This is a genomic window from Noviherbaspirillum sp. L7-7A, assembly GCF_019052805.1.
Taxonomy (GTDB): domain Bacteria; phylum Pseudomonadota; class Gammaproteobacteria; order Burkholderiales; family Burkholderiaceae_D; genus Noviherbaspirillum_A.
The window spans coordinates 3,545,985-3,565,998 of record NZ_JAHQRJ010000001.1 but is presented as its reverse complement, the minus strand read 5'-3'; the positions used below and the strand labels follow the sequence as shown (position 1 = coordinate 3,565,998).

The following is a 20,014-nucleotide window of genomic DNA, read 5'->3' as shown; positions in this document are numbered from 1 at the left end:
CGCATCCCGCATGCGTGCGCTGGAGCCGCAATATCGGATCAATTGCACGGCTCAGCCATCCACCACCGGTCAAGTCAATGCGCAGCCTGGTCCGTCCGATTCCGCTTTCTCTGCGGGTGTTTTTGCCTTAGGTTACGCCGGCGGCACCGTGTTTGCCGTTCTTCTAGCAAGCTCGGTCTTCATGTGCTGGAGGGGCACCAGAGCCGCCACAGCGACAGCTTCGGTAACACACAGCCTTCCTCAACAGATCCGCAATAACAATATGGATGACCAGAAGAACGGCGAAACAAGGGGCGACATCGATTACAGAATGGAGAACATGGGCAAGGAAAAAAATGACAGGAAAGAAAAGAACGATAGGAACGAAAATACCGCGAAGCAGGACGATCTGGAAGCCACTCCCCTAGAGGCAATATCCGGTGCCGACGACAACGACTAAGAAGCTGGGCGGCAGACATATTCGACTGACGGCATGAGTCCATACCGGAAAAATCTCGCCGCGAAGCGGGGGCTAACAGCACCCCGACCCATAACGGGCAGCCCGGCAATGCCGCGTCTGCGGCGTCTGCCAAGTGGATGAGACCAGCCACGGAGAGGACCCGCAAGGCGGTGCCGCGGCCCATGCGGCCGCCTTTATGAAGCCAGTCGGGCCTGAGCTGTCTATATACCTTCCACGATAAACAGCCGTCCTATCGAATGCGCCTGCCGTATCTCCCTGGCACGGGTGTATTCCGGCGAGTTGTACCAGGCACGCGCCTGTTCCAGCGACGGATATTCCACCACCACGGTGCGCCAGTTTTCATTGTGCCCTTCATCGTTTCCCTCGCACTGGATGCGCTGGCCGCCGCGGGCCAGCCAGACGCCGCCGTACTGGGCAACGGAAGCCGTGGAAAGCGCACGGTAGTCCGCATAGCCCTCGGGATTGCTGACCTGGATTTCTGCAACGACATATGCTTTGGGCATGCTCTTCTCCTTACAGCGCCAGGCGCTGGCGCGCCGCGGCATATTCATTGGAAAGGCGTTCAACCACTTCGGCCACCGCGGGCACATCGTCCATCAGGCCCACGCCCTGGCCGGCGCCCCAGATGTCGCGCCAGGCCTTGGCCTTGGCGCCGCCGCCGGAGCCGAAATTCATCACGCTCTTGTCGGCCTGCGGCAGGTTGTCCGGGTCGAGGCCGGCGGTGACGATGGACTTCTTCAGGTAATTGCCATGCACGCCGGTAAACAGGTTGGTATAGACGATGTCGGCGGCGCTCGATTCCACAATGGCCTGGCGGTAGGCATCGTCCACATTCGACTCCTTCGTTGCCAGCCAGCGCGAGCCGATATAGGCAAAGTCCGCGCCCATCGCCTGCGCGGCCAGGATGGCGTCGCCGGTGGCGATCGACCCCGACAGCGCGATCGGGCCGCTGAAGAACTTGCGGACCTCGCCCACCAGCGCGAACGGCGACAGCGCGCCGGCATGGCCGCCCGCGCCCGCCGCCACCAGGATCAGGCCATCCACGCCCGCCTCCAGCGCCTTCTTTGCATGGCGGATCGAAATCACGTCATGCAGCACGATGCCGCCGTAGCCGTGGATCGCATCCATCATTTCCCTGGGCGGCGCGCGCAGCGAGGAAATGATGATGGGCACCCGGTGCCGCACGCAGACTTCCACGTCATGCGCCAGCCTGTCGTTGGACTGGTGAACGATCTGGTTGACGGCAATCGGGCCGATCCTGGCATCGGGATGGGCCTTGCCATATTCCGCCAGATCGTTCTGTATCTGGGTCAGCCAGGTATCGAGCAATTCGGCCGGGCGCGCATTCAGCGCCGGAAAGGAGCCGACAATGCCCGCCTTGCACTGGGCCGTCACCAGGGCCGGGCCGCTGGCGATGAACAGGGGCGAACCAATGACGGGAAGGCGCAGGTTTTGCAGCGCGACAGGCAGTGCCATGGCAACCTCACAGGATGGGATGAATGGAATGCGGATCAAGCGATCGCTGACCGGCGCTGCAGATTATAGGGCACAAAGTGGGCACAAAAAGTACGGTCGGGCCTTGCCTGGCAGGCGCTGTGCGAGACTGGCAGCGAAACGGGAGATAGGGAAAGCGCGCGTGGCGTGCTGAAGAGGAGGTTGACTGTTACCACCCGAACCGGGCTTCCGATCCGGGTTGAATGCAGGGTCAGAACTTGTACAGCAGACCTACACTGAACATGCTGATGTTGTTTTTGTCATTGATGAGCGTATCCGAGCCAAAATTCAGCCGTTCATATTCAACTCGGCCGGCAAGGTTCTTGGTGAAGTCGTACTGGAAGCCCGCACCCAGCAGCAGTCCGGTCTTATGGCCGCTGCTAGACATGCTTTCGCCCGGAAAGCCGATATCAAAGTTGCCGCGGGAATGATGCATGCCAATCTTGCCGAATAGTTGAGCCTCATTGCTTAATGGAATGATGCCAAGTCCTGCCAGGGTGAAACTCTGTATCCGGCCTTTTGCCATGAAATCCCCAACGCTTGCCTTGATCGTCCCAAAGTTGGCATAGGCGCCTTCAACCGCGAAGTTGGGAGAAAACTGATAGCCGGCAAGCAGCTTGAAATTCACGCTCGGTTCAGAGCAAGAAAGACCATCGTCGCATTTGAATTTGAAGTTTGACTTCCCCAGATTGCCGCCAACATAGAACGAAGGGTTGGCGGCTGCATCGGCAGCGATGGCCGAGGTCGCGGCAAGCGCCGGCAGCGCCAGCATCAGCGCCGAAATTATGGATTTTGCTTTCATGGATTTTCCCTGGAAGATATCCAGCGATATTGCTGGACAGACAATTCTAGGGAATATGAGTGAATGTTTCGCGGAGGCACTTAAACTGTTAATAGATAACTTTTTGTTAAGTGAAAATTTGCAACAATGTCCTTTTGTTCACCTGTTCGTCTGTTCATAGAAAATGGGCTGCTGCTGAATTGAATCGGGCAAAAACCCGGGAGAACGGACGCTCTTTCAACAATCCACCAGCACGCCCTGCTCAATCCTGGCAACGCCGGCTCTGACCAGTTGCGATGCGGTCCAGTCCGCCAGCGCCTCTTCCTCCATGCGCAGGTGCATGCGGTTCGACGTTGCCAGCAGCGGCACGTCATGCATCCACTGCCGCAGTTCCGTCAAGGGGATGCGCTTCATCTCCAGCAACCGGAACTTGACCAGCACCTTGATGCCGTTCTGCGCATTGCGCGCCGGGTCGGCCGCCAGGTAGTCCAGCCGTTTGAACGCCCGCTGCAGCGCCCCGGCCACGTCGGAAAACGGCGCGCCGTGGCCGGGAATGACCAGGCGCACATCGAGCGCGGCAATCTGCTCCAGGGTGGCACGGGTGGCGTCGAAGCCCGGCTCGCCTTCCAGTTCGGGAAAGATCACGCCGAAGCCGTTTTCCCACAGCGCGTCGGCCGAGATCAGGATGCGCTGCGCCGGGCAGTACAGGATCAGCGAATGCGGATCATGCCCCGGCGCACCCAGCACCTGCCACGCCATATCGCCCAGCGACAGCAGGTCGCCGGCCGCCATGGTGGCGTCGAAGCGAAAGCGCGGGCAGTGCTGTCCGGTGGCGCGGTAGCTCAGCGCGTCCTCGTCCCAGTCGCGCACCGCCGGCGCTTCCGCTGCCGGGATGATGGTGCGGCAGCCATGGGCTTGCTGCAGCGCGGCGTTGCCGCCGACATGGTCGGAATGGGTATGGGTGTTGAGCAGCAGGTCCAGCGGCCGGCCCTGCAGCAGGTGCGCCACCAGCTGCAGCGTCTGCGGCGTATGTGTGGCGTAGCTGCTGTCGACCAGCGCGGTCTGCTCGCGGCCGATGAACAGGATGTTATTGGACGACAGCCAGCCGCGCTGCAGCACATGCATGGAATCGGGCAGGCTCATTTTTTCATCTGGAAGGCAAGGGATATCTTGGCGAACTCGATCAGCACCGGCTTGCTGCCGCCATTGAAGGTGGCAAAGGCATTCCCGGTGCGCACCACCAGCCGCGGCGGGAACAGCCAGGTGAAGAAGGGGATGCCTATCATCTTGGCGCTGCGCACGTCGCGCCATTCGACCTGGCGGTTGAACATCCAGGTCTGCCGTATGCCGCGCTCGTCGATGATCACCACCGAGCGCAGGAACCAGTAATAGCTCACGCCCAGCATCAGCGCCGCGCCCAGCAGCAGCAGTTGCACGCCGATGCCGTATTGCAGCAGCGGATAGCGCAGCGCCACCGTGGTGCCATAACCGGCCAGCACCGCGCACAGCACGGTGGCCATCACCTTGAAGCCGGGCCCATAGGCCGGGCCGGTGACTGTCTTTTCAGGCTGGTAAAAACCGATCTGCATGGTGTCCCTTAAGCGGCATCGTCATCAAACATCGCGTTACGCCGGCGGGCGATCTCGCGCCATACCGCGCGCCGATCGGCATCCGACGCGCTGCCCCAGGCGACGATTTCTTCTATCGTGCGCTGGCAGCCGATGCACAGGCCGGTGGCGGCATCCATCTGGCAGAGGCTGATGCAGGGCGACGGCGCCGGGCCGGGCGCGTCCGGGTCGAATGCGATCATTGTGCCCGCTTCGCGGCAATGGCATTGCCGACCCGGCTGGCGGCGCGCCTGCCGAGATGGCCGGCGATGAACTGGCCGGCATCGACCACCGCATTCAGGTCCACGCCGGTCTCGATGCCCAGGCCCTGCATCAGGTAGAGCACGTCCTCGGTGGCGACATTGCCGGTGGCGCCCTTGGCATACGGGCAGCCGCCCAGGCCGGCCACCGAGGAATGGAAGATGCTGATGCCCACTTCCAGGCTGGCGTAGATGTTGGCCACCGCCTGGCCGTAGGTATCGTGGAAGTGACCCGACAGGCCGCCGATCGGAAACTCGCGGATCACGCGCGGCATCACTTCATGCACCTTCCTCGGCGTGGCCACGCCGATGGTATCGGCGATGTCGATCTCGTCGCAGCCCAGGTCGCGCAGGCGGGCCACCACGTCGGCCACCGCGTCCAGCGGCACCTCGCCCTGGTAGGGGCAGCCGAAGGCGCAGCTGACCGCGGCGCGCAGGCGCAGATTGTTCTTCTTGGTCGCTTCGGCGACGTCGCGGAAGCGCTCGATCGATTCCGCGATCGAGCAGTTGATGTTCTTCTGCGAGAAGGCTTCGGATGCCGCGCCGAAGATCACGATCTCGTCGGCGCCGGCGGCCAGCGCCGCCTCGAAGCCCTTCATGTTGGGCGCCAGCGCCGAGTACACCACGCCGGGCTTGCGGCTGATGCCGGCCATGACCTCGGTCGAGGTCGCCATCTGCGGCACCCATTTCGGCGACACGAAGGAGGCCGCCTCGATATTCGGAAAGCCGGCCGCGGTCAGCCGATTGACCAGCTCGATCTTGATCTCGGCCGGTATGGTTTCCTTTTCGTTCTGCAGGCCGTCGCGCGGACCGACCTCGACGATCTTGACCTTCTTCGGCAAATCGGGAAGTGCCATTTCAGTATCCTTTCTGTGGATCGACCACGCCGGCAATGGCTTCGCCGCGCTGCAGCTGGGCGATCTTGCCGGCGATCTGGCGCACGCTGTCGCCACGCAGGGTGACGGCGGCCGCATGCGGCGTGATGGTAATGCGCGGCTCCCGCCAGAAAGGGTGCGCCGGCGGCAGCGGCTCCTCGCGGAACACGTCCAGCGTGGCGCCGGCGATGTGGCCCGACTGCACCAGCGCCAGCAGGTCTTCCTCGACCAGGTGCGCGCCGCGCGCCACATTGACGAGATAGGCGCCCTGCGGCAGCTTCTCCAGTGTGGCACGGTTCAGGATGCCGCGGGTTTCCTCGGTCAGCGGCAGGATGCAGACCAGCACCCTGCTGGCCGCCAGGAAGGCGTCCAGCCCTTCCTCGCCGGCATGGCAGGTCACGCCGGCCACCTCCTTGGGGCTGCGGCTCCAGCCATGCAAGGGAAAGCCGAAGTCGCGCAGGCTTTGCGCGATGCGGCTGCCGAGGATGCCCAGGCCGAGGATGCCGACGGTGAAACTAAGCTTGTCATGCGGCTTCAGGAAGCGCCACTGCCCTGCCTGCTGCTGCATTGCATATTCATCGAAGCGCCGGAAATAGCGCAGCACCGCATGGCTGACGTACTCGGCCATCTGCACGCCCATGCCGGCATCGTCCAGCCGCACCACCGGCACGCCGGCCGGCAGCGCGTCGCCCAGCGCCATGATGCCGTCGACGCCGGCGCCGAGGTTGAAGATGGCCTTGAGGTCGGTGCGGCCCGACAGCATGGCGCGCGGCGGCTGCCACACCACGGCATAGTCGGCCGGCGCAGTGTCGCCTTCCTGCCAGGCGCGCACATCGGCGCCAGGGATGCTGGCGGCCAGGTCGGCCAGCCAGGGTTCCGGCCTGCCGCCGGTTGCATGGAACACTATCTTCATGATGCCTCGTTGTCTCCTCTGTTTCTTTTCAGCGGTTCTTGCCGGCTGCTTACTGTGCCGCAGCTTGCGTGACTTCGCAGCGCGCATCGGTATGCGCATGTTTGGCCTTCAGGCCCAGCCGCTCCAGCAGCGCGCGGTCTTCCTCCACTTCCGGGTTGCCCGTTACCAGCAGCTTGTCGCCGTAGAAGATGGAATTGGCGCCGGCCATGAAGCACATGGCCTGCACCGCGTCGCCAAGCTGGCGGCGGCCGGCCGACAGCCGCACCCGCGCCCTGGGCATGGTGATGCGGGCCACCGCGATGGTGCGCACGAATTCCAGCGGGTCCAGCGCATCCTGACCATACAGCGGCGTGCCCGGTACCTGCACCAGGTGGTTGATCGGCACCGATTCCGGATACGGTTCCATGTTGGCCAGCTGCGCAATCAGGCCGGCGCGCTGCAGCCGGGTCTCGCCCATGCCGACGATGCCGCCGCTGCAGACCTTGATGCCGGCGCCGCGCACCCGGCCCAGCGTGTCCAGGCGGTCCTGGTAGTCGCGGGTGCTGATGATGTTTTCATAGAACTCGGGCGCGGTGTCGAGATTGTGGTTGTAGTAGTCCAGGCCGGCGTCCTTCAAACGCTGGGCCTGGTGCTCGGCCAGCATGCCCAGCGTGACGCAGGTCTCCATCCCCAGCGCCTTGACCTCGCGCACCATTTCCTCGACATGGTCGAGGTCGCGGTCCTTGGGCTCGCGCCAGGCCGCGCCCATGCAGAAGCGGGTCGCGCCTTCGGCCTTCGCCGCCCGAGCGGCTTCCAGCACCGTGTCCAGCGGCAGGATCTTCTGCGCGGTCACGCCGGTGTCGTAGCGCGCCGCCTGCGGGCAATAGCCGCAGTCTTCCGGGCAGCCGCCGGTCTTGATCGACAGCAGCGTGGCCAGTTCCACTTCAGCCGGATCGAAATGCTCGCGATGGATCTGCTGGGCGCGCAGCATCAGCTCGTTGAACGGCAGGTCGAACAGGGCCAGCACGGCGTCTACCGGCCAGGTGTCGGCGGCAATGGGTTTGGGGCAGGCGTGGAAGGTAATCGGTTGAGCCGACATCGGTATGTCCTTTTTCAAAGTGAGGCAGCGCCTGTCCGGGGCCAGCCCGGCAGGCAGGTGAAGTCCAGGCAGGCGGCAGCGGCGGCGGCGCTGGGCTGCGCCAGCCGTGGTACCCGGCCCAGTAGCGGCGCCGGCAGCCTAGCGGCCAGCGCCTCGATATTGGCGTCCAGATGCGGCATGGCCGCAGCCGGCGTGTTGGCAACCCAGCCCGCCAGCACGAGTCCGCGCGCGGCGATCGCCTCGGCGGTCAGGAGGGCATGGTTGATGCAGCCTAGCCGCATGCCGACCACCAGCACCACCGGCAATGCCAGCAGTTGCGCCAGGTCGGCGGTGTCGAAGCCGTCGGTGAGCGGCACGCGGAATCCGCCCACGCCTTCGACCACTACCGCGTCGGCGGCAGCGGCCACCTGGCGATAACAGGCCAGCAGATGGGCCGGATCGAAGGATACGCCTTCCAGCGCCGCCGCGATGTGCGGCGCCGCGGCTTCGCGCAGCAGGTAGGGCGTGGTCCAGGCGCGCGGCAGTCCGGCGCTGTCGGCGGCGGCAAGCTGGGCCACGTCATCGTTATGCAGTTCGCCGCTACGCCACTCGGCCCCGGCGGCGATCGGCTTCATCGCGGCGGTGCGCAGGCCGGTGGCGGCGCAGGCATGGGTCAGCGCGCTGGCAACCAGGGTCTTGCCGATCTCGGTATCGGTGCCGGTGACGAACCAGGCGGGTTGATGGGTATTAGCCGACATCGCATTCCTCCTCCGCCAGCCGCAGTGCATTGGCCAAGCGCTGCATGTCTTCCAGCGCATGCGCTGCCGAGAAGGTCACCCGCAGGCGGGCGGTGTCGCGCGGCACCGTCGGCGGACGAATCGCCGGCACCCAGAAGCCGCCGCGCTGCAATGCCGCGCTGGCGGCCAGCGCGGTGCCTGATGCGCCGATGCAGACCGGCTGGATGGCGGTATCGGATGGCATCAGTTGCCAGCGTTTCAGCCGCAGCGCGGCCCGAAAGCCCGTTACCAGTTGGTTCAGATGGGCGCGGCGCCTGGCGCCCTCCTCGCCGGCGATCAATGCCAGGCTGGCCGACAGCGCATGGGCCAGCGCCGGCGGCGAGGCCGTGGTGTAGATGTAGGGACGGGCGCGCTGCACCAGCCATTCGATGACGGTGTCATGCGCCGCGACGAAGGCGCCGGACACGCCGGCGGCCTTGCCCAGCGTGCCCATGTACACCAGTTGCGGCGAGCGCAGGTTGAAATGCTCAAGCGCGCCGCGGCCGTGCGCGCCCAGCATGCCGAAGCCATGCGCATCGTCCACCACCAGCCAGGCGCCATGGCGCTCGCACAGCGCCAGCAGCTGCGGCAGCGGCGCGATGTCGCCATCCATGCTGAAGACGCTGTCGGTGACCACGATGCGGTTCTGAGCGCGGCTAGCCTTGAGCAGCGCTTCCAGCGCGTCGAGGTCGCCGTGCGGATAGATGCTGACTGCGGCGCGCGACAGCCTGGCGCCATCGATCAGTGACGCATGGTTGAGCTCTTCGGAAAACAGCTCTGTATCGCGCCCACCCAGGACCGACAGCACCGCCAGGTTGGCCATGTAGCCAGTGGAAAACAGCAGCGCTCGCGGCGCTTCCAGATGCGGCGCCAGGAAGGCCGCCAGCTCGTCCTCCAGCCTGGCATGGGCCAGGCCATGGCCGCTGATCAGGTGGGAAGCGCCGCTGCCGGCGCCATAGCGCGCCGCGCCTTCCTGCAGCGCGGCGACGATGCCCGGGTGCGAGGCCAGGCCGAGATAGTCGTTGCTGCAGAAGGCCAGCAGCGGCTGGCCGTCGGCGTCGGTATCGGGCGCGCAGCGGGTGTGCACGGTGCGCCGGCGGCGGCGCAGCGATTGCGCATCCAGCGCGTCCAGGCCGGCCTGCAGACGGTTCAACAGCTCATTCATGCGGGCACCACCTCATCCAGTACGGCCATCGAGCGCTCGGCCAGCAGCGCGGTTTCGGCCTCGTCCAGCACATAGGGCGGCATCAGGTAGACCGTGCGGCCGATCGGCCGCAGCAGCAGTTCATGCTTCAGCGCGGCGGTGAAGAAGCGGCGCGCAAAACCGGTCGGCTCGACCTTCACATCGAAGGCCCAGATCATGCCGCGGTTGCGGAAGTTGGCGATGCGCGCATCCTCCGCCAGCGGCGCCAGCGCGGCCGAGAGCCCGGCGGCGCGCTGGTGGTTACGGTTGATCACATCGTCCTCGTCGAAGATGGCCAGCGTCGCCAGCGCGGCCCGGCAGGCCAGCGGATTGCCGGTATAGGAATGGGAATGCAGGAAACCGCGCGCAGTATCGTGGTCGTAGAAAGAGCGGTAGACCGCATCGCTGCTCATCACCAGCGACAGCGGCAGGTAGCCGCCGGAGATGCCCTTGGACAGGCACAGGAAGTCGGGCCAGATGCCGGCTTGCTCGCAGGCGAAGAAGCTGCCGGTGCGGCCGCAGCCGACCGCGATCTCGTCGGCGATCAGGTGCACGCCGTAACGGTCGCAGAGCTTGCGCACTTCGCGCAGGTAGGCCGGGTCATGCATGGCCATGCCGGCCGCGCATTGCACCAGCGGCTCGACGATGATGGCCGCGATGCGGCCGGCGCGCTGCTGCAGCAGGGTTTCCAGCGCCGCGGCGGCGCGCATGGCCACCTCGACCGGCGTCTCGCCATCCAGCGCATTGCGCGCATCGGGCGTCGGCACCACATGCACGCCGCGCAGCAGCGGCCCGTAGGCATCGCGGAACAGCTTCACATCCGTCACCGCCAGCGCGCCGATGGTCTCGCCGTGATAGCTGCCCTGCAGGCAGACGAATTCCAGCTTGTCGGTATAGCCCTGGTTGCGCCAGGAGTGAAAGCTCATCTTCAGCGCAATCTCCACCGCCGACGCACCGTCGGAGGCATAGAAGCAATGCCCGAGCGCGCCGCCGGTGCGCGCCGACAGCTGCTCGGACAATCTCACCACCGGCTCATGGGTGAAGCCTGCCAGCATCGCATGTTCCAGCAGGTCGAGCTGGTCCTTCAGCGCCGCATTGATGCGGTTGTTCGCATGGCCGAACAGGTTGACCCACCAGGAACTGATGGCATCGAGATAGCGCTGCCCCTCGTGGTCGTACAGCCAGGCGCCGCGGCCATGCGATAGCGCCACCAGCGGCATGGTTTCATGGTGCTGCATCTGCGTGCAGCGATGCCATACGCTTTTCAGGCTGCGCGCCATCCATTCATCGCTGGCGTTGCTGTTCGGTGTCGTGGTCATGCCTGCCTTTCTGGAAAAGTGCCGTCAAGGTAAAACCAGCGCCCTTGTTCGCGCAGAAAGCGGCTGACTTCATGCAGGCGGTGGGCGCGTCCGCCGGTCTTGTAGCGGGCGACGAATTCGACCGTCGCCTCGTCCCCGTGTTCCTCGGCCGCCCGCAGTTCCAGCCCCAGCCAGCGGGCCGTGCCGTCGTCCTGCAGCTCGGCCAGCGGCGGCCGGGTGCGCGGATGCCAGGTCGCCGCGAGATAGTCAAAGAGGCCCAGCGCATAGGCGCTGTAGCGCGAGCGCATCAGCTCGGCCGCCGTTGGCGCCGGCGCGCCGCGATGCCAGCGGCCGCAGCAGCTGTCATAGTGCCCGCCGCCGCAGGGGCATGCCGTCGATGCGCCGCGCTGCTTCATGCCCTGGCGGCCTTTGCCGGCTTTTGCTCGACCGGCGCGCCGGCCGCTTTCCAGGCCGAGAAGCCGCCCGTGATATGCGCCACCGGCTTCAGGCCCATGGCCTGCACGGTGTCGGTGGTGAGCGCGCTGCGCCAGCCGGCGGCGCAGAAGAAGATGAACTCGCGGTCTTCGCCGAAGACCGGCTTGAAGTAGGGCGATTCCGGGTCGATCCAGAATTCGATCATGCCGCGCGGCGCATGGAAGGCGCCCGGTATCACGCCTTCCCGTTCCAGTTCACGCACGTCGCGCAGGTCGACCAGCTGCACACGCGGATCGGCCAGCTTCTGCCGTACTTCGTCAACCGTATAGGCCTTGATGCGCGATTCGGCCTGTTCCACCATGGTCTTGTAGCCTGTCGTCAGTGCCATTGCCTTAATCTCCTGTGCGTTGCAGGTCGCCCTTGAGAAAGGCGTCGAGCTGGTTGAAACGATCGAATCCCCAGAAGGATTCCCCATCCACGATCATGAAGGGCGCGCCGAACACGCCACGCGCCAGCGCATCCTGGGTTTCGGCGCGCAGCCGCTCGCGCACCGGCGCGCTGTCCTGCCCGGCCGCCAGCGCATCCGGGTCCAGGCCGATCGCGGTGCCGGCCTTGATCACTTCCTTCTCCTCGTCGATCGCCACGCCATCGACGAACATGGCGCGAAACAGCGCCTGCGCCAGCTCGATGGCGCGCGCCTCGCCGACGTGTTCGGCGGTCCACAGCATGGCGCGGGCGGCGACCTGGGTCGGCAGCGGAAAACGCGGCGGCCGATTGTACGGTATGCCGTGAAAGCGCGCAGTGCGCTCGAAATCATGGAAGGAGTACTCGCCCTTGAGCGGGTAGCTGGTCAGCGCCGCGGTGCCGACGGTGCGAAACACCACGCCCAGCAGCACCGGATGCCATTGCACCAGCCGGCCATTGTCCACCGCCAGCTGCTCGATGCGGCTGGCGGCGAAATAGGCATAGGGCGAGGAAAAGTCGAAGTAAAAGTCGATCGGTCCGGCCATGGGAGTCTCCTTGTCGTGATGGGTCGCGCTTTCAGCCCAGCGCGCGGGCAATCAGTATTTTCTGGATGTCGCTGGTTCCCTCGTAGATCTGGCAGACGCGCACATCGCGGTAGATGCGCTCGACCGGGAAATCGCTGACATAGCCGTAGCCGCCATGCACCTGGATCGCATCCGAGCAGACACGCTCGGCCATCTCGGTGGCAAACAGCTTGGCCATGGCCGCCTCCTTCAGGCAGGGCAGCCCGGCATCCTTCATGCTGGCCGCATGCAGGATCATCTGCCGCGCCGCCTCGATCTGCGTGGCCATGTCGGCCAGCCGGAACTGCACCGCCTGGTGCTCGAACAGCGTCTGGCCGAAGCTGGTGCGATCCTTTGCATACGCCAACGCCGCCTCGAACGCCGCGCGCGCCATGCCGACCGCCTGGGAGGCAATGCCGATGCGGCCGCCTTCCAGGCCGGACAGGGCAATGCGATAGCCCATGCCTTCCTCGCCGATCAGGTTCTGCGCCGGCACCCGGCAGTTCTCGAAGATGATCTGCGCGGTGTCGGAGGAGTGCTGGCCCATCTTCTCTTCCAGCCGCGCCACGATATAGCCGGGCGTGGAAGTCGGCACCCAGAATGCGCTGATGCCCTTCTTCCCCGCCTCCCTGTCCGTCACGGCCATCACGATGGCGACATCGGCATGCTTGCCGCTGGTGATGAATTGCTTCACGCCGTTGAGCACGTAATGGTCGCCATCGCGCACGGCTGTGGTCTTCAGCGACGACGCATCGCTGCCGGCATGCGGCTCGGTCAGGCAGAACGCACCCAGCATCTCGCCCTGCGCCAGCGGGCGCAGCCACTGTTGCTGCTGGGCTGGGCTGGCATACATCATGGCGATGCTGCACACCGGGCAGTTATTCACCGAGATCACGGTGGAGCTTCCGCCATCGCCGGCGGCGATCTCCTCCAGCACCAGTGCCAGCGCGACATAGTCCAGTCCCGCGCCGCCCAGTTCCTCGGGTACCGCGACCCCGAAGGCGCCGAGGGCGGCGAGTTCCTTCAGCTCTTCCTTTGGAAAATGATGCTCGCGATCCCAGCGCGCGGCGTTCGGGGCGAGCCGCTCGCGGGAGAAGGTGCGGAGCGCATCGCGGATCATCTGGTGCTGTTCTGATAGGACCATGAGAAGGTCTCCTTTCTGGTTGGTCGCGATGGCGACATCATTGATGCAGTTACGCGCAGCGACAGTTGCGGTTGCTTTTGACGTACGCGCAGCGACAGTTGCGGTTGCTTCTGCTTCTGCTTCGCCGTTGCAGTTGCCGTTGCCGTTGCCGTTGCCGTTGCAGTTGCCGTTGCCGTTGCCGTTGCAGTTGCCGTTGCCGTTGCGGTTGCCGTTGCCGTTGCCGTTGCAGTTGCCGTTGCAGTTGCCGTTGCCGTTGCAGTTGCCGTTGCCGTTGCCGTTGCAGTTGCCGTTGCCGTTGCCGTTGCAGTTGCCGTTGCCGTTGCCGTTGCAGTTGCCGTTGCAGTTGCCGTTGCAGTTGCCGTTGCCGTTGCCGTTGCCGTGAAGTCCCGTTGAGCGCGCCGTGTCAGCGGTGCCCGGAGCGGGAAAAGGTGCGGCGTCTGTCTGAGCGCAACGAAGTGGAGCGAGTTTAGCCGCGCCCCGCTCCGGGTACCGCTGACACGGGAACCCCGCGCAGCGGGGCGCGATCACCGGGTCGCCTTTTTTTGGTTACTTTTTTTGGCGAAGCAAAAAAAGTGACCCGGCCGCCGGGACGGACTCCCGGCTTGTCCCCACGGCAGTGCATCCGTCTTGCGTCACCCGGCAAGGCACGGGCAGCACTGTCGTCGTTGACGTTGACGTTGACGTTCGTCGTTACGATGCGAACTGCGAACGTCAAAAGCAACTGCTGCTTCGCAGTGACGCCTTTACGCCGGGTGAAACAACGCCACTGCACTGCCGTCATGACCAAGCCGGGTGTTCGCCCCGGCAGGCGACCTACTTCTTTTGCTTCGCCAAAAGAAGTAGGCAAGAAAAGGCGACCCGATGATCGCGCCCCGCTGCGCGGGGTCCCCGTGCCGTCGACGCCTGAAGCGGGGCGCGGCTAAACTCGCTACGCTGCGCTGCGCTCAAACAGACGCCGCACCTTATCCGCTTCAGGCATCGCCGTCACGGCGCGCTCAACGGGACCTGAACTGCCACTACAACGGCAACGTCAAAACCAACTGCAACTGTCGCTACGCGCACTTCAAATGCAACCGCACCGTCAGCCGCTTCGTAGGGTGCAATACCCGAAGGGCATTGCACCGCGTTTGCACACCGCGATGGCACTGGCGGCCTACTTCCCCGATCGACCAATGGTGTAATGCCCCTGCGGTGTATTGCACCCTACCATCCTGCAAGGCATTGCATCACCACCCCACCTGCCTCCCGGCATGATTCCAGAAGCTCCCGCTATCTTCCACACCCCGCGCCAGTATCACCTTCAACATCCCCGCCACACTATCCTCCACCGCCAGCGCGGCATTCTCCCCACCCATGTCGGTCCGCACCCAACCCGGACACATCGCCAGCAGCGTCGCCTTCGGATAATCAAACGCCGCGCTCCTGACCGCCATGTTCAGCGCGGCCTTCGAAGCACGGTAAATCCAGCCGTGGCTGCTCTCGGCTTCGCCGATGCTGCCCATGCCGCTGCTGATGACAACGAAGCGGCCAGCGGCTTCCTCCACCATCGGCGCCACCAGCGGCAGGGCCTGCATCGCGCCCAGTACGTTGGCATGCATGACCGCATCAAAGTCGGCCTGGGTCGGCGGCGCGGTCGCGGCCTGGCGGGAAGGACCGTAGATCCCGGCCACATACACCGCAAGATCCAGCCTGGCGCCATCCAGCTGCCAGCCCAGGCCGGCCAATGACTCCGGCCGGGTGACATCGAGCTGCAGGGGCACTGCACCGGCCGCCCGCAGCTCCGCCAGCCCCGCATCCGTGCGGGCGGTGGCATGCACCTGCCAGCCGGCGGCCAGCAACTGGCGCGCCAGTTCCCGGCCGATGCCGCGCGAGGCGCCCATGACCAGTGCGGCTGGCATGGCTTACATCATCTCGATGGCCATCGCGGTGGCTTCGCCGCCGCCGATGCACAGCGCCGCAACGCCACGCTTGCCGCCGGTCTTCTTCAACGCACCGATCAGGGTGACGATGATGCGCGCGCCCGATGCGCCGATCGGATGGCCCAGCGCGCAGGCGCCGCCATGGATGTTGATCTTGTCGTGCGGGATGCCATGCTCGTTCATCGCCGCCATTGCCACCGCGGCGAATGCCTCGTTGACCTCGAACAGATCGACTTCCCTGGTGTTCCAGCCAGTCTTTTCATACAGCTTGGCGATCGCGCCCACCGGGGCGGTGGTGAACAAGTTGGGTTCCTGCGAATGACGGGTGTGCGCGACGATTTTGGCCAGCGGCGTGCAGCCCAGCTTCTTCGCGGTGGATTCACGCATCAGCACCACGGCGGCGGCGCCGTCGTTGATGGAGGAGGACGAAGCGGCGGTAATGGTGCCGTCCTTCTTGAAGGCCGGCTTCAGCGCGGCGATCTTGTCCAGCTTGGCCTTGAGCGGGCCTTCGTCCTTGTCGATCACGGTATCGCCGTTGCGGCCCGGCACGGTCACCGGCGCGATTTCCCACTGGAAGGAGCCGTCGGCAGTGGCGGCCTGGGCGCGCTTGACCGAGTCGATCGCGAAGGCGTCCTGGTCGGCGCGCGAGAACTGGTACTTGGCCACGCATTCCTCGGCGAAAGTGCCCATCGAGCGGCCCTTCTCATACGCGTCTTCCAGGCCGTCCAGCATCATGTGGTCGTACATCATGCCGTGGCCGATGCGATAGCCGCTGCGCGCCTTCGGGATCAGGTAGGGCGCATTGGTCATCGATTCCATGCCGCCCGCCACCACCACGTCATTGGTGCCGGCCACGATGGAATCATGGCCATAGATCACTGCCTGCATCGCCGAGCCGCACATCTTGGACATCGTGACCGCGCCGGCCGATACCGGGATGCCGGCCTTGATCGCCGCCTGGCGCGCCGGGGCCTGGCCCTGGCCTGCCATCAGGCAGTTGCCGAACAGGACATCCTGCACCTGGTCGGCCGGCACGCCGGCGCGCTCGACCGCGGCGCGGATTGCCACTGCGCCCAGATCGCTGGCCGACAGCGAAGAAAAATCGCCCTGGAATGCGCCCATGGGGGTGCGTGCGGCGCCGACGATAACGATGGGGTCGTTCATGTTTCTCTCTCCATTAGGCAGCTTGCGCCGCCGGGTTTGTCAATGAGGATTGCGCCTGCCCTTGCTGGTGAAAACGGCAGGACTGCGGATACGGGAACACATCTTCCATGTAGCCGGAAAGTATGCGCTCCTTGCGCGCCTGCCAGTACTCGGGACTGAACAGGTCTGCATGATGCTTCAGAAAATATTTGCGCACCTTGGGATTGCCCAACAAGAAAGTGCCGAACTGCTCCGGGAACACGTCGTTCTTCGCCACCGGATACCAGGGCTCGTCCGACATTTCGTCTTCCTCGTTGCGCGGCGCGGGAATCCTGCGGAAGTTGCAGTCGGTGATGTACTCGATCTCGTCGTAGTCGTAGAACACCACGCGGCCATGGCGGGTCACGCCGAAGTTCTTGTACAGCATGTCGCCGGGGAAGATGTTGGCCGCCACCAGTTCCTTGATGGCGTTGCCGTATTCCACCACGCCATGCTCAATCGCTTCGTCGTTGCCGGCCTTGTTGGCATTGGACAGCCAGATGTTCAGCGGCGTCATGCGGCGCTCGATGTAAAGATGGCGGATGATGACCTGGCTGCCCTCTTCCTCGACCACCGAGGGTGCAACCTTCTTCAGGTCGGCCAGCAGCTCGTCGGTGATGCGCGAGCGCGGGAAGGCGACGTTGGAATATTCCAGCGTGTCGGCCATGCGGCCTACCCGGTCATGGTTCTTCACCAGCTGGTACTTTTCCTTGACCAGCGCGCGGGTGGTGTCCTTGGGCGCCGGAATGAAGTCCTTGATCACCTTGAACACGTAGGGAAAGGACGGCAGCGCGAACACCACCATCACCAGCCCGCGTATGCCGGGCGCGATGTCGATGCGGTCCGATGAGTAGCGCAGATGGTGCAGGAAGTCGCGGTAGAACAGGGCCTTGCCCTGCTTCTGCAGGCCCAGCACCGTGTAGATCTCGCTGCGCGGCTTGTTGGGCATGAGCGTGCGCAGGAAGCGCACATAGGCCGACGGCACTTCCATGTCGACCAGGAAGTAGGCGCGGGTGAAGGAGAACATCACCATCACCTGCGAGCGGTCGTACAGCACGGTGTCGACATACAGGCCGCCCTCGCCGTGCAGGATGGGCAGCACGAACGGATCCTCCCGGTTGCCGTTGATGATCTTGCCCACCGCATAGGCGGCCTTGTTGCGGTAGAACAGGCCGGCCAGCACCTGGATCTGCAGGTTGGCCTCTGCCGGCGCGGCGCCGAACAGGGCCTGCAGCCGCTCTTCGATCAGGCCGACATCGCGGTCGAGGTCGGCGAACGGGCAGGCCAGCTGGAAGTTGGTGATGATGCGCTTCAGGGTATAGCGCAGGCCGTCGGTGCCGGGGTAATAGACGCGGTAGACCGGCGTGGCTTCGTCCGGCTCGATGTAGTCGGTCGACACCGCCGGCCGCACGAAGATGAAGTCGTTGTGGAAGTAGCTGCGGTGCAGGATGTGGCAGCACACCGAGGTGAAAAAGGTCTCGGCCAGTTCGGGCTGCTTGTGATTGGTCAACAGGCCGATGTAGTGCAGCTTGACCTCGCGCCAGACGCTGTCGGTCAGGTCTTCCGGGTCGTATTCGTCTTCCAGCGCCTGCACGCATTCCTGCACCCGCCTGTCGTAGAAGGCGATGCGGTCGCGCGCGCTCTGCTGCAGCGCCAGCCAGTCGGCCTGCTCGAAAAGCTGCTTGCCCGCCATGCTGGTCCTGCGGAACAGGCGGTAGTGCTTGTCGAAGCCGTCGAGCACGGTGCGCGCGATGTCGAACGCAATCTGCGACGACAGGAGTTTCGGGAACGCGTTCTTCATGGCCCACGCCTGCTGAAAAAAGGTATCCCCGGAGTGTATCGAACTTTGCTGCACTGCCGTTTACCGGGTCTCGGCAAACAGTTCGCGGCCGATCAGCATGCGGCGGATCTCGCTGGTGCCGGCGCCGATCTCGTAGAGCTTGGCGTCGCGCCACAGCCTGCCCACCGGATACTCGTTGATGTAGCCGTTGCCGCCCAGCGCCTGGATCGCCTCGCCCGCCATCCAGGTTGCCTTCTCCGCCGAATACAGGATCGCGCCCGCCGCATCCTTCCTCAACGCGCGCACCGCCTCCGGCGTCCTGGCCCGGTCGCAGGCCTGGCCCACCGCATACACATACGCCCGGCAGGCCATCATCGTGGAATACATGTCGGCCAGCTTGCCCTGCATCAGCTGGAATTCCCCGATCGGCTGGCCAAACTGCTTCCGGTCATGCACATACGGCACCACCGCATCCATGCAGGCCGACATGATGCCCAGCGGCCCGCCCGACAATACCGTGCGCTCGTAGTCCAGCCCCGACATCAGCACGTTCACGCCGCGCCCCAGCCCGCCCAGCACATTCTCGGCCGGCACCTCGCAGTCCCGGAACACCAGCTCGCCGGTGTGCGAGCCGCGCATGCCCAGCTTGTCGAGCTTCTGCGCCACCGAGAAGCCCTTGAAGTTCTTCTCGATCAGGAAGGCCGTCATGCCGCGCGGGCCAGCCTCGATATCGTTCTTGGCATACACCACCAGCACGTCCGCATCCGGGCCGTTGGTGATCCACATCTTGCTGCCGTTGAGCACCCAGCGGTCGCCTTTGAAGTCGGCGCGCAGCTTCATCGACACCACGTCCGAGCCGGCATTGGGTTCGGACATGGCCAGCGCGCCGACATGCTCGCCGGAGATCAGTTTGGGCAGGTATTTCGCCTTTTGCTCGTCGCTGCCGTTGCGGCGGATCTGGTTGACGCACAGGTTGGAATGGGCGCCGTAGGACAGGCCGACCGAGGCCGAGGCGCGCGAGATTTCCTCCATGGCCACGATGTGGGCCAGGTAGCCCATGGCGCTGCCGCCGTACTCTTCGTCCACCGTGATGCCCAGCAGGCCCAGCTCGCCCATCTTTTTCCACAGGTCCATCGGGAACTGGTCGGTGCGGTCGATCTCGGCGGCGCGCGGCGCAATCTGGCCCTGCGCGAACTGCTGCACCGTCTCGCGCAGCGCGGCGATGTCTTCGCCATGGTCGAAGGTTAAACCCGGGAGATTGATCATTGCTGCCTCGCTGAAGGGGGAAAGGAAGGTTGGACGGGATGATACGCCGCGTTGACGTTTACGTAAACGTCAAGCCAGCATCAAGCCTGAGCACCGTGGCAGTCAGGCATTTTCGGTTTGCCGGACAGCGCGTTTGGCCGCTGTCTTTTTCGCCGGCTTTTCCTGGCCGGCCGGCTTCTCGCCAGCCAGCATGCTGCGGCACTGTTCCTCGTGGGCAGCGATTTCGGCCAGCGTGACTTCCAGGTCCTCGCGCTGCTGTTCCAGCATTTCCCGGTGCCGCGCCAGCACCAGCAGGAAACGGTTCAGCTGCGCCGCCGAATCCTTGGGCGACTCGTACATGTCGACCAGGCTCTTGATTTCAGACAGCGTCAGGCCCAGGCGCTTGCCGCGCAGCGTCAGCTTCAGCCGGGTCCGCTCGCGCGCGCTGTAGACCCGGGTGCGGCCGCCGGTGCCTTCGCGTTTCGGCGTAAGCAGGCCCTGATCCTCATAGAACCGGATGGCGCGCGGCGTGATGTCGAATTCCCGGGCAAGTTCGGTGATGGTATAGGTGGGCATG

At 64.8% G+C, this 20,014-nt stretch carries 23 protein-coding genes; 2 read left to right on the top strand and 21 right to left on the bottom strand.

The window, feature by feature from the left end; all coding sequences use genetic code 11:
* Positions 1-10: 10 nt before the first annotated feature.
* Positions 11-439 (top strand): hypothetical protein, encoded by a 429-nt coding sequence (locus KTQ42_RS16245; protein ID WP_217346430.1) that lies wholly within the window; start codon positions 11-13, stop codon positions 437-439.
* Positions 440-660: 221 nt separating this feature from the next.
* On the opposite strand, the gene KTQ42_RS16240 is transcribed toward KTQ42_RS16245, so the two are convergent.
* The 16 genes from KTQ42_RS16240 to KTQ42_RS16165 all read right to left on the bottom strand — a co-directional run bounded on the left by KTQ42_RS16240 (position 661) and on the right by KTQ42_RS16165 (position 13,311).
* Positions 661-963: a DUF1330 domain-containing protein gene (locus tag KTQ42_RS16240; RefSeq protein ID WP_217346429.1), complete on the bottom strand. Its 303-nt coding sequence runs from the start codon at positions 961-963 to the stop codon at positions 661-663.
* Between the two features lie 10 nt (positions 964-973).
* Entirely contained in the window at positions 974-1,936 is a 963-nt protein-coding gene (locus tag KTQ42_RS16235; RefSeq protein WP_217346428.1) for a nitronate monooxygenase family protein, read from the bottom strand.
* A 229-nt stretch (positions 1,937-2,165) separates the two neighbouring features.
* The gene (locus KTQ42_RS16230) at positions 2,166-2,756 is read right to left on the bottom strand and encodes an outer membrane beta-barrel protein (protein WP_217346427.1); all 591 of its coding nucleotides are present in this window, start codon (positions 2,754-2,756) and stop codon (positions 2,166-2,168) included.
* A 216-nt stretch (positions 2,757-2,972) separates the two neighbouring features.
* Complete coding sequence (locus tag KTQ42_RS16225; RefSeq protein WP_249222786.1) at positions 2,973-3,878, bottom strand: MBL fold metallo-hydrolase; 906 nt, start codon at positions 3,876-3,878, stop codon at positions 2,973-2,975.
* Entirely contained in the window at positions 3,875-4,324 is a 450-nt protein-coding gene (locus tag KTQ42_RS16220) for a hypothetical protein (RefSeq protein WP_217346426.1), read from the bottom strand. The genes KTQ42_RS16225 and KTQ42_RS16220 overlap by 4 nt, the downstream gene beginning before the upstream one ends.
* 8 nt (positions 4,325-4,332) lie before the next feature.
* Positions 4,333-4,545, bottom strand: coding sequence for a DUF1289 domain-containing protein (locus tag KTQ42_RS16215; RefSeq protein WP_217346425.1), 213 nt, complete (start codon positions 4,543-4,545; stop codon positions 4,333-4,335).
* Positions 4,542-5,459: a hydroxymethylglutaryl-CoA lyase gene (locus KTQ42_RS16210; RefSeq protein WP_217346424.1), complete on the bottom strand. Its 918-nt coding sequence runs from the start codon at positions 5,457-5,459 to the stop codon at positions 4,542-4,544. Before KTQ42_RS16210 ends, KTQ42_RS16215 begins: the two co-directional genes overlap by 4 nt.
* Position 5,460: 1 nt before the next feature.
* Positions 5,461-6,390 carry a glyoxylate/hydroxypyruvate reductase A gene (locus KTQ42_RS16205; RefSeq protein WP_217346423.1) on the bottom strand — a complete coding sequence of 310 codons (930 nt, stop codon included), beginning with the start codon at positions 6,388-6,390 and terminating at the stop codon, positions 5,461-5,463.
* A 49-nt stretch (positions 6,391-6,439) separates the two neighbouring features.
* The gene (bioB, locus tag KTQ42_RS16200) at positions 6,440-7,468 is read right to left on the bottom strand and encodes a biotin synthase BioB (protein WP_217346422.1); all 1,029 of its coding nucleotides are present in this window, start codon (positions 7,466-7,468) and stop codon (positions 6,440-6,442) included.
* Positions 7,469-7,482: 14 nt separating this feature from the next.
* Positions 7,483-8,205 (bottom strand): dethiobiotin synthase, encoded by a 723-nt coding sequence (bioD, locus tag KTQ42_RS16195; protein ID WP_217346421.1) that lies wholly within the window; start codon positions 8,203-8,205, stop codon positions 7,483-7,485.
* The gene (bioF, locus tag KTQ42_RS16190; RefSeq protein WP_217346420.1) at positions 8,195-9,388 is read right to left on the bottom strand and encodes an 8-amino-7-oxononanoate synthase; all 1,194 of its coding nucleotides are present in this window, start codon (positions 9,386-9,388) and stop codon (positions 8,195-8,197) included. Before bioF ends, bioD begins: the two co-directional genes overlap by 11 nt.
* Positions 9,385-10,725: an adenosylmethionine--8-amino-7-oxononanoate transaminase gene (locus tag KTQ42_RS16185; protein WP_217346419.1), complete on the bottom strand. Its 1,341-nt coding sequence runs from the start codon at positions 10,723-10,725 to the stop codon at positions 9,385-9,387. Before KTQ42_RS16185 ends, bioF begins: the two co-directional genes overlap by 4 nt.
* Positions 10,722-11,120, bottom strand: a complete 399-nt coding sequence (locus tag KTQ42_RS16180) for a YchJ family metal-binding protein (RefSeq protein WP_217346418.1) — start codon at positions 11,118-11,120, stop codon at positions 10,722-10,724. The genes KTQ42_RS16185 and KTQ42_RS16180 overlap by 4 nt, the downstream gene beginning before the upstream one ends.
* Positions 11,117-11,527: a rhodanese-like domain-containing protein gene (locus KTQ42_RS16175; protein ID WP_217346417.1), complete on the bottom strand. Its 411-nt coding sequence runs from the start codon at positions 11,525-11,527 to the stop codon at positions 11,117-11,119. Before KTQ42_RS16175 ends, KTQ42_RS16180 begins: the two co-directional genes overlap by 4 nt.
* A 4-nt stretch (positions 11,528-11,531) precedes the next feature.
* Entirely contained in the window at positions 11,532-12,149 is a 618-nt protein-coding gene (locus KTQ42_RS16170) for a 2-hydroxychromene-2-carboxylate isomerase (RefSeq protein WP_217346416.1), read from the bottom strand.
* A gap of 31 nt (positions 12,150-12,180) precedes the next feature.
* On the bottom strand, positions 12,181-13,311 hold the full coding sequence (locus KTQ42_RS16165; protein WP_217346415.1) for an acyl-CoA dehydrogenase family protein: 1,131 nt from the start codon (positions 13,309-13,311) through the stop codon (positions 12,181-12,183).
* A gap of 40 nt (positions 13,312-13,351) precedes the next feature.
* Between KTQ42_RS16165 and KTQ42_RS16160 the strand changes: the two genes are divergently transcribed.
* A complete protein-coding gene (locus KTQ42_RS16160) occupies positions 13,352-13,693 on the top strand; it encodes a hypothetical protein (protein WP_217346414.1) in 342 nt (113 codons plus the stop codon).
* A gap of 844 nt (positions 13,694-14,537) precedes the next feature.
* Here the strand turns inward: KTQ42_RS16160 and KTQ42_RS16155 are convergent.
* The 5 genes from KTQ42_RS16155 to KTQ42_RS16135 all read right to left on the bottom strand — a co-directional run bounded on the left by KTQ42_RS16155 (position 14,538) and on the right by KTQ42_RS16135 (position 20,013).
* Positions 14,538-15,209, bottom strand: coding sequence for an SDR family oxidoreductase (locus KTQ42_RS16155; protein ID WP_217346413.1), 672 nt, complete (start codon positions 15,207-15,209; stop codon positions 14,538-14,540).
* Between the two features lie 3 nt (positions 15,210-15,212).
* The gene (locus KTQ42_RS16150; protein ID WP_217346412.1) at positions 15,213-16,394 is read right to left on the bottom strand and encodes an acetyl-CoA C-acetyltransferase; all 1,182 of its coding nucleotides are present in this window, start codon (positions 16,392-16,394) and stop codon (positions 15,213-15,215) included.
* Between the two features lie 13 nt (positions 16,395-16,407).
* Positions 16,408-18,213, bottom strand: coding sequence for a bifunctional isocitrate dehydrogenase kinase/phosphatase (aceK, locus tag KTQ42_RS16145; RefSeq protein ID WP_217346411.1), 1,806 nt, complete (start codon positions 18,211-18,213; stop codon positions 16,408-16,410).
* Positions 18,214-18,273: 60 nt separating this feature from the next.
* Complete coding sequence (locus KTQ42_RS16140) at positions 18,274-19,458, bottom strand: isovaleryl-CoA dehydrogenase (protein ID WP_217346410.1); 1,185 nt, start codon at positions 19,456-19,458, stop codon at positions 18,274-18,276.
* Positions 19,459-19,560: 102 nt separating this feature from the next.
* Positions 19,561-20,013: a MerR family DNA-binding transcriptional regulator gene (locus tag KTQ42_RS16135; RefSeq protein ID WP_217346409.1), complete on the bottom strand. Its 453-nt coding sequence runs from the start codon at positions 20,011-20,013 to the stop codon at positions 19,561-19,563.
* Position 20,014: the final 1 nt, after the last annotated feature.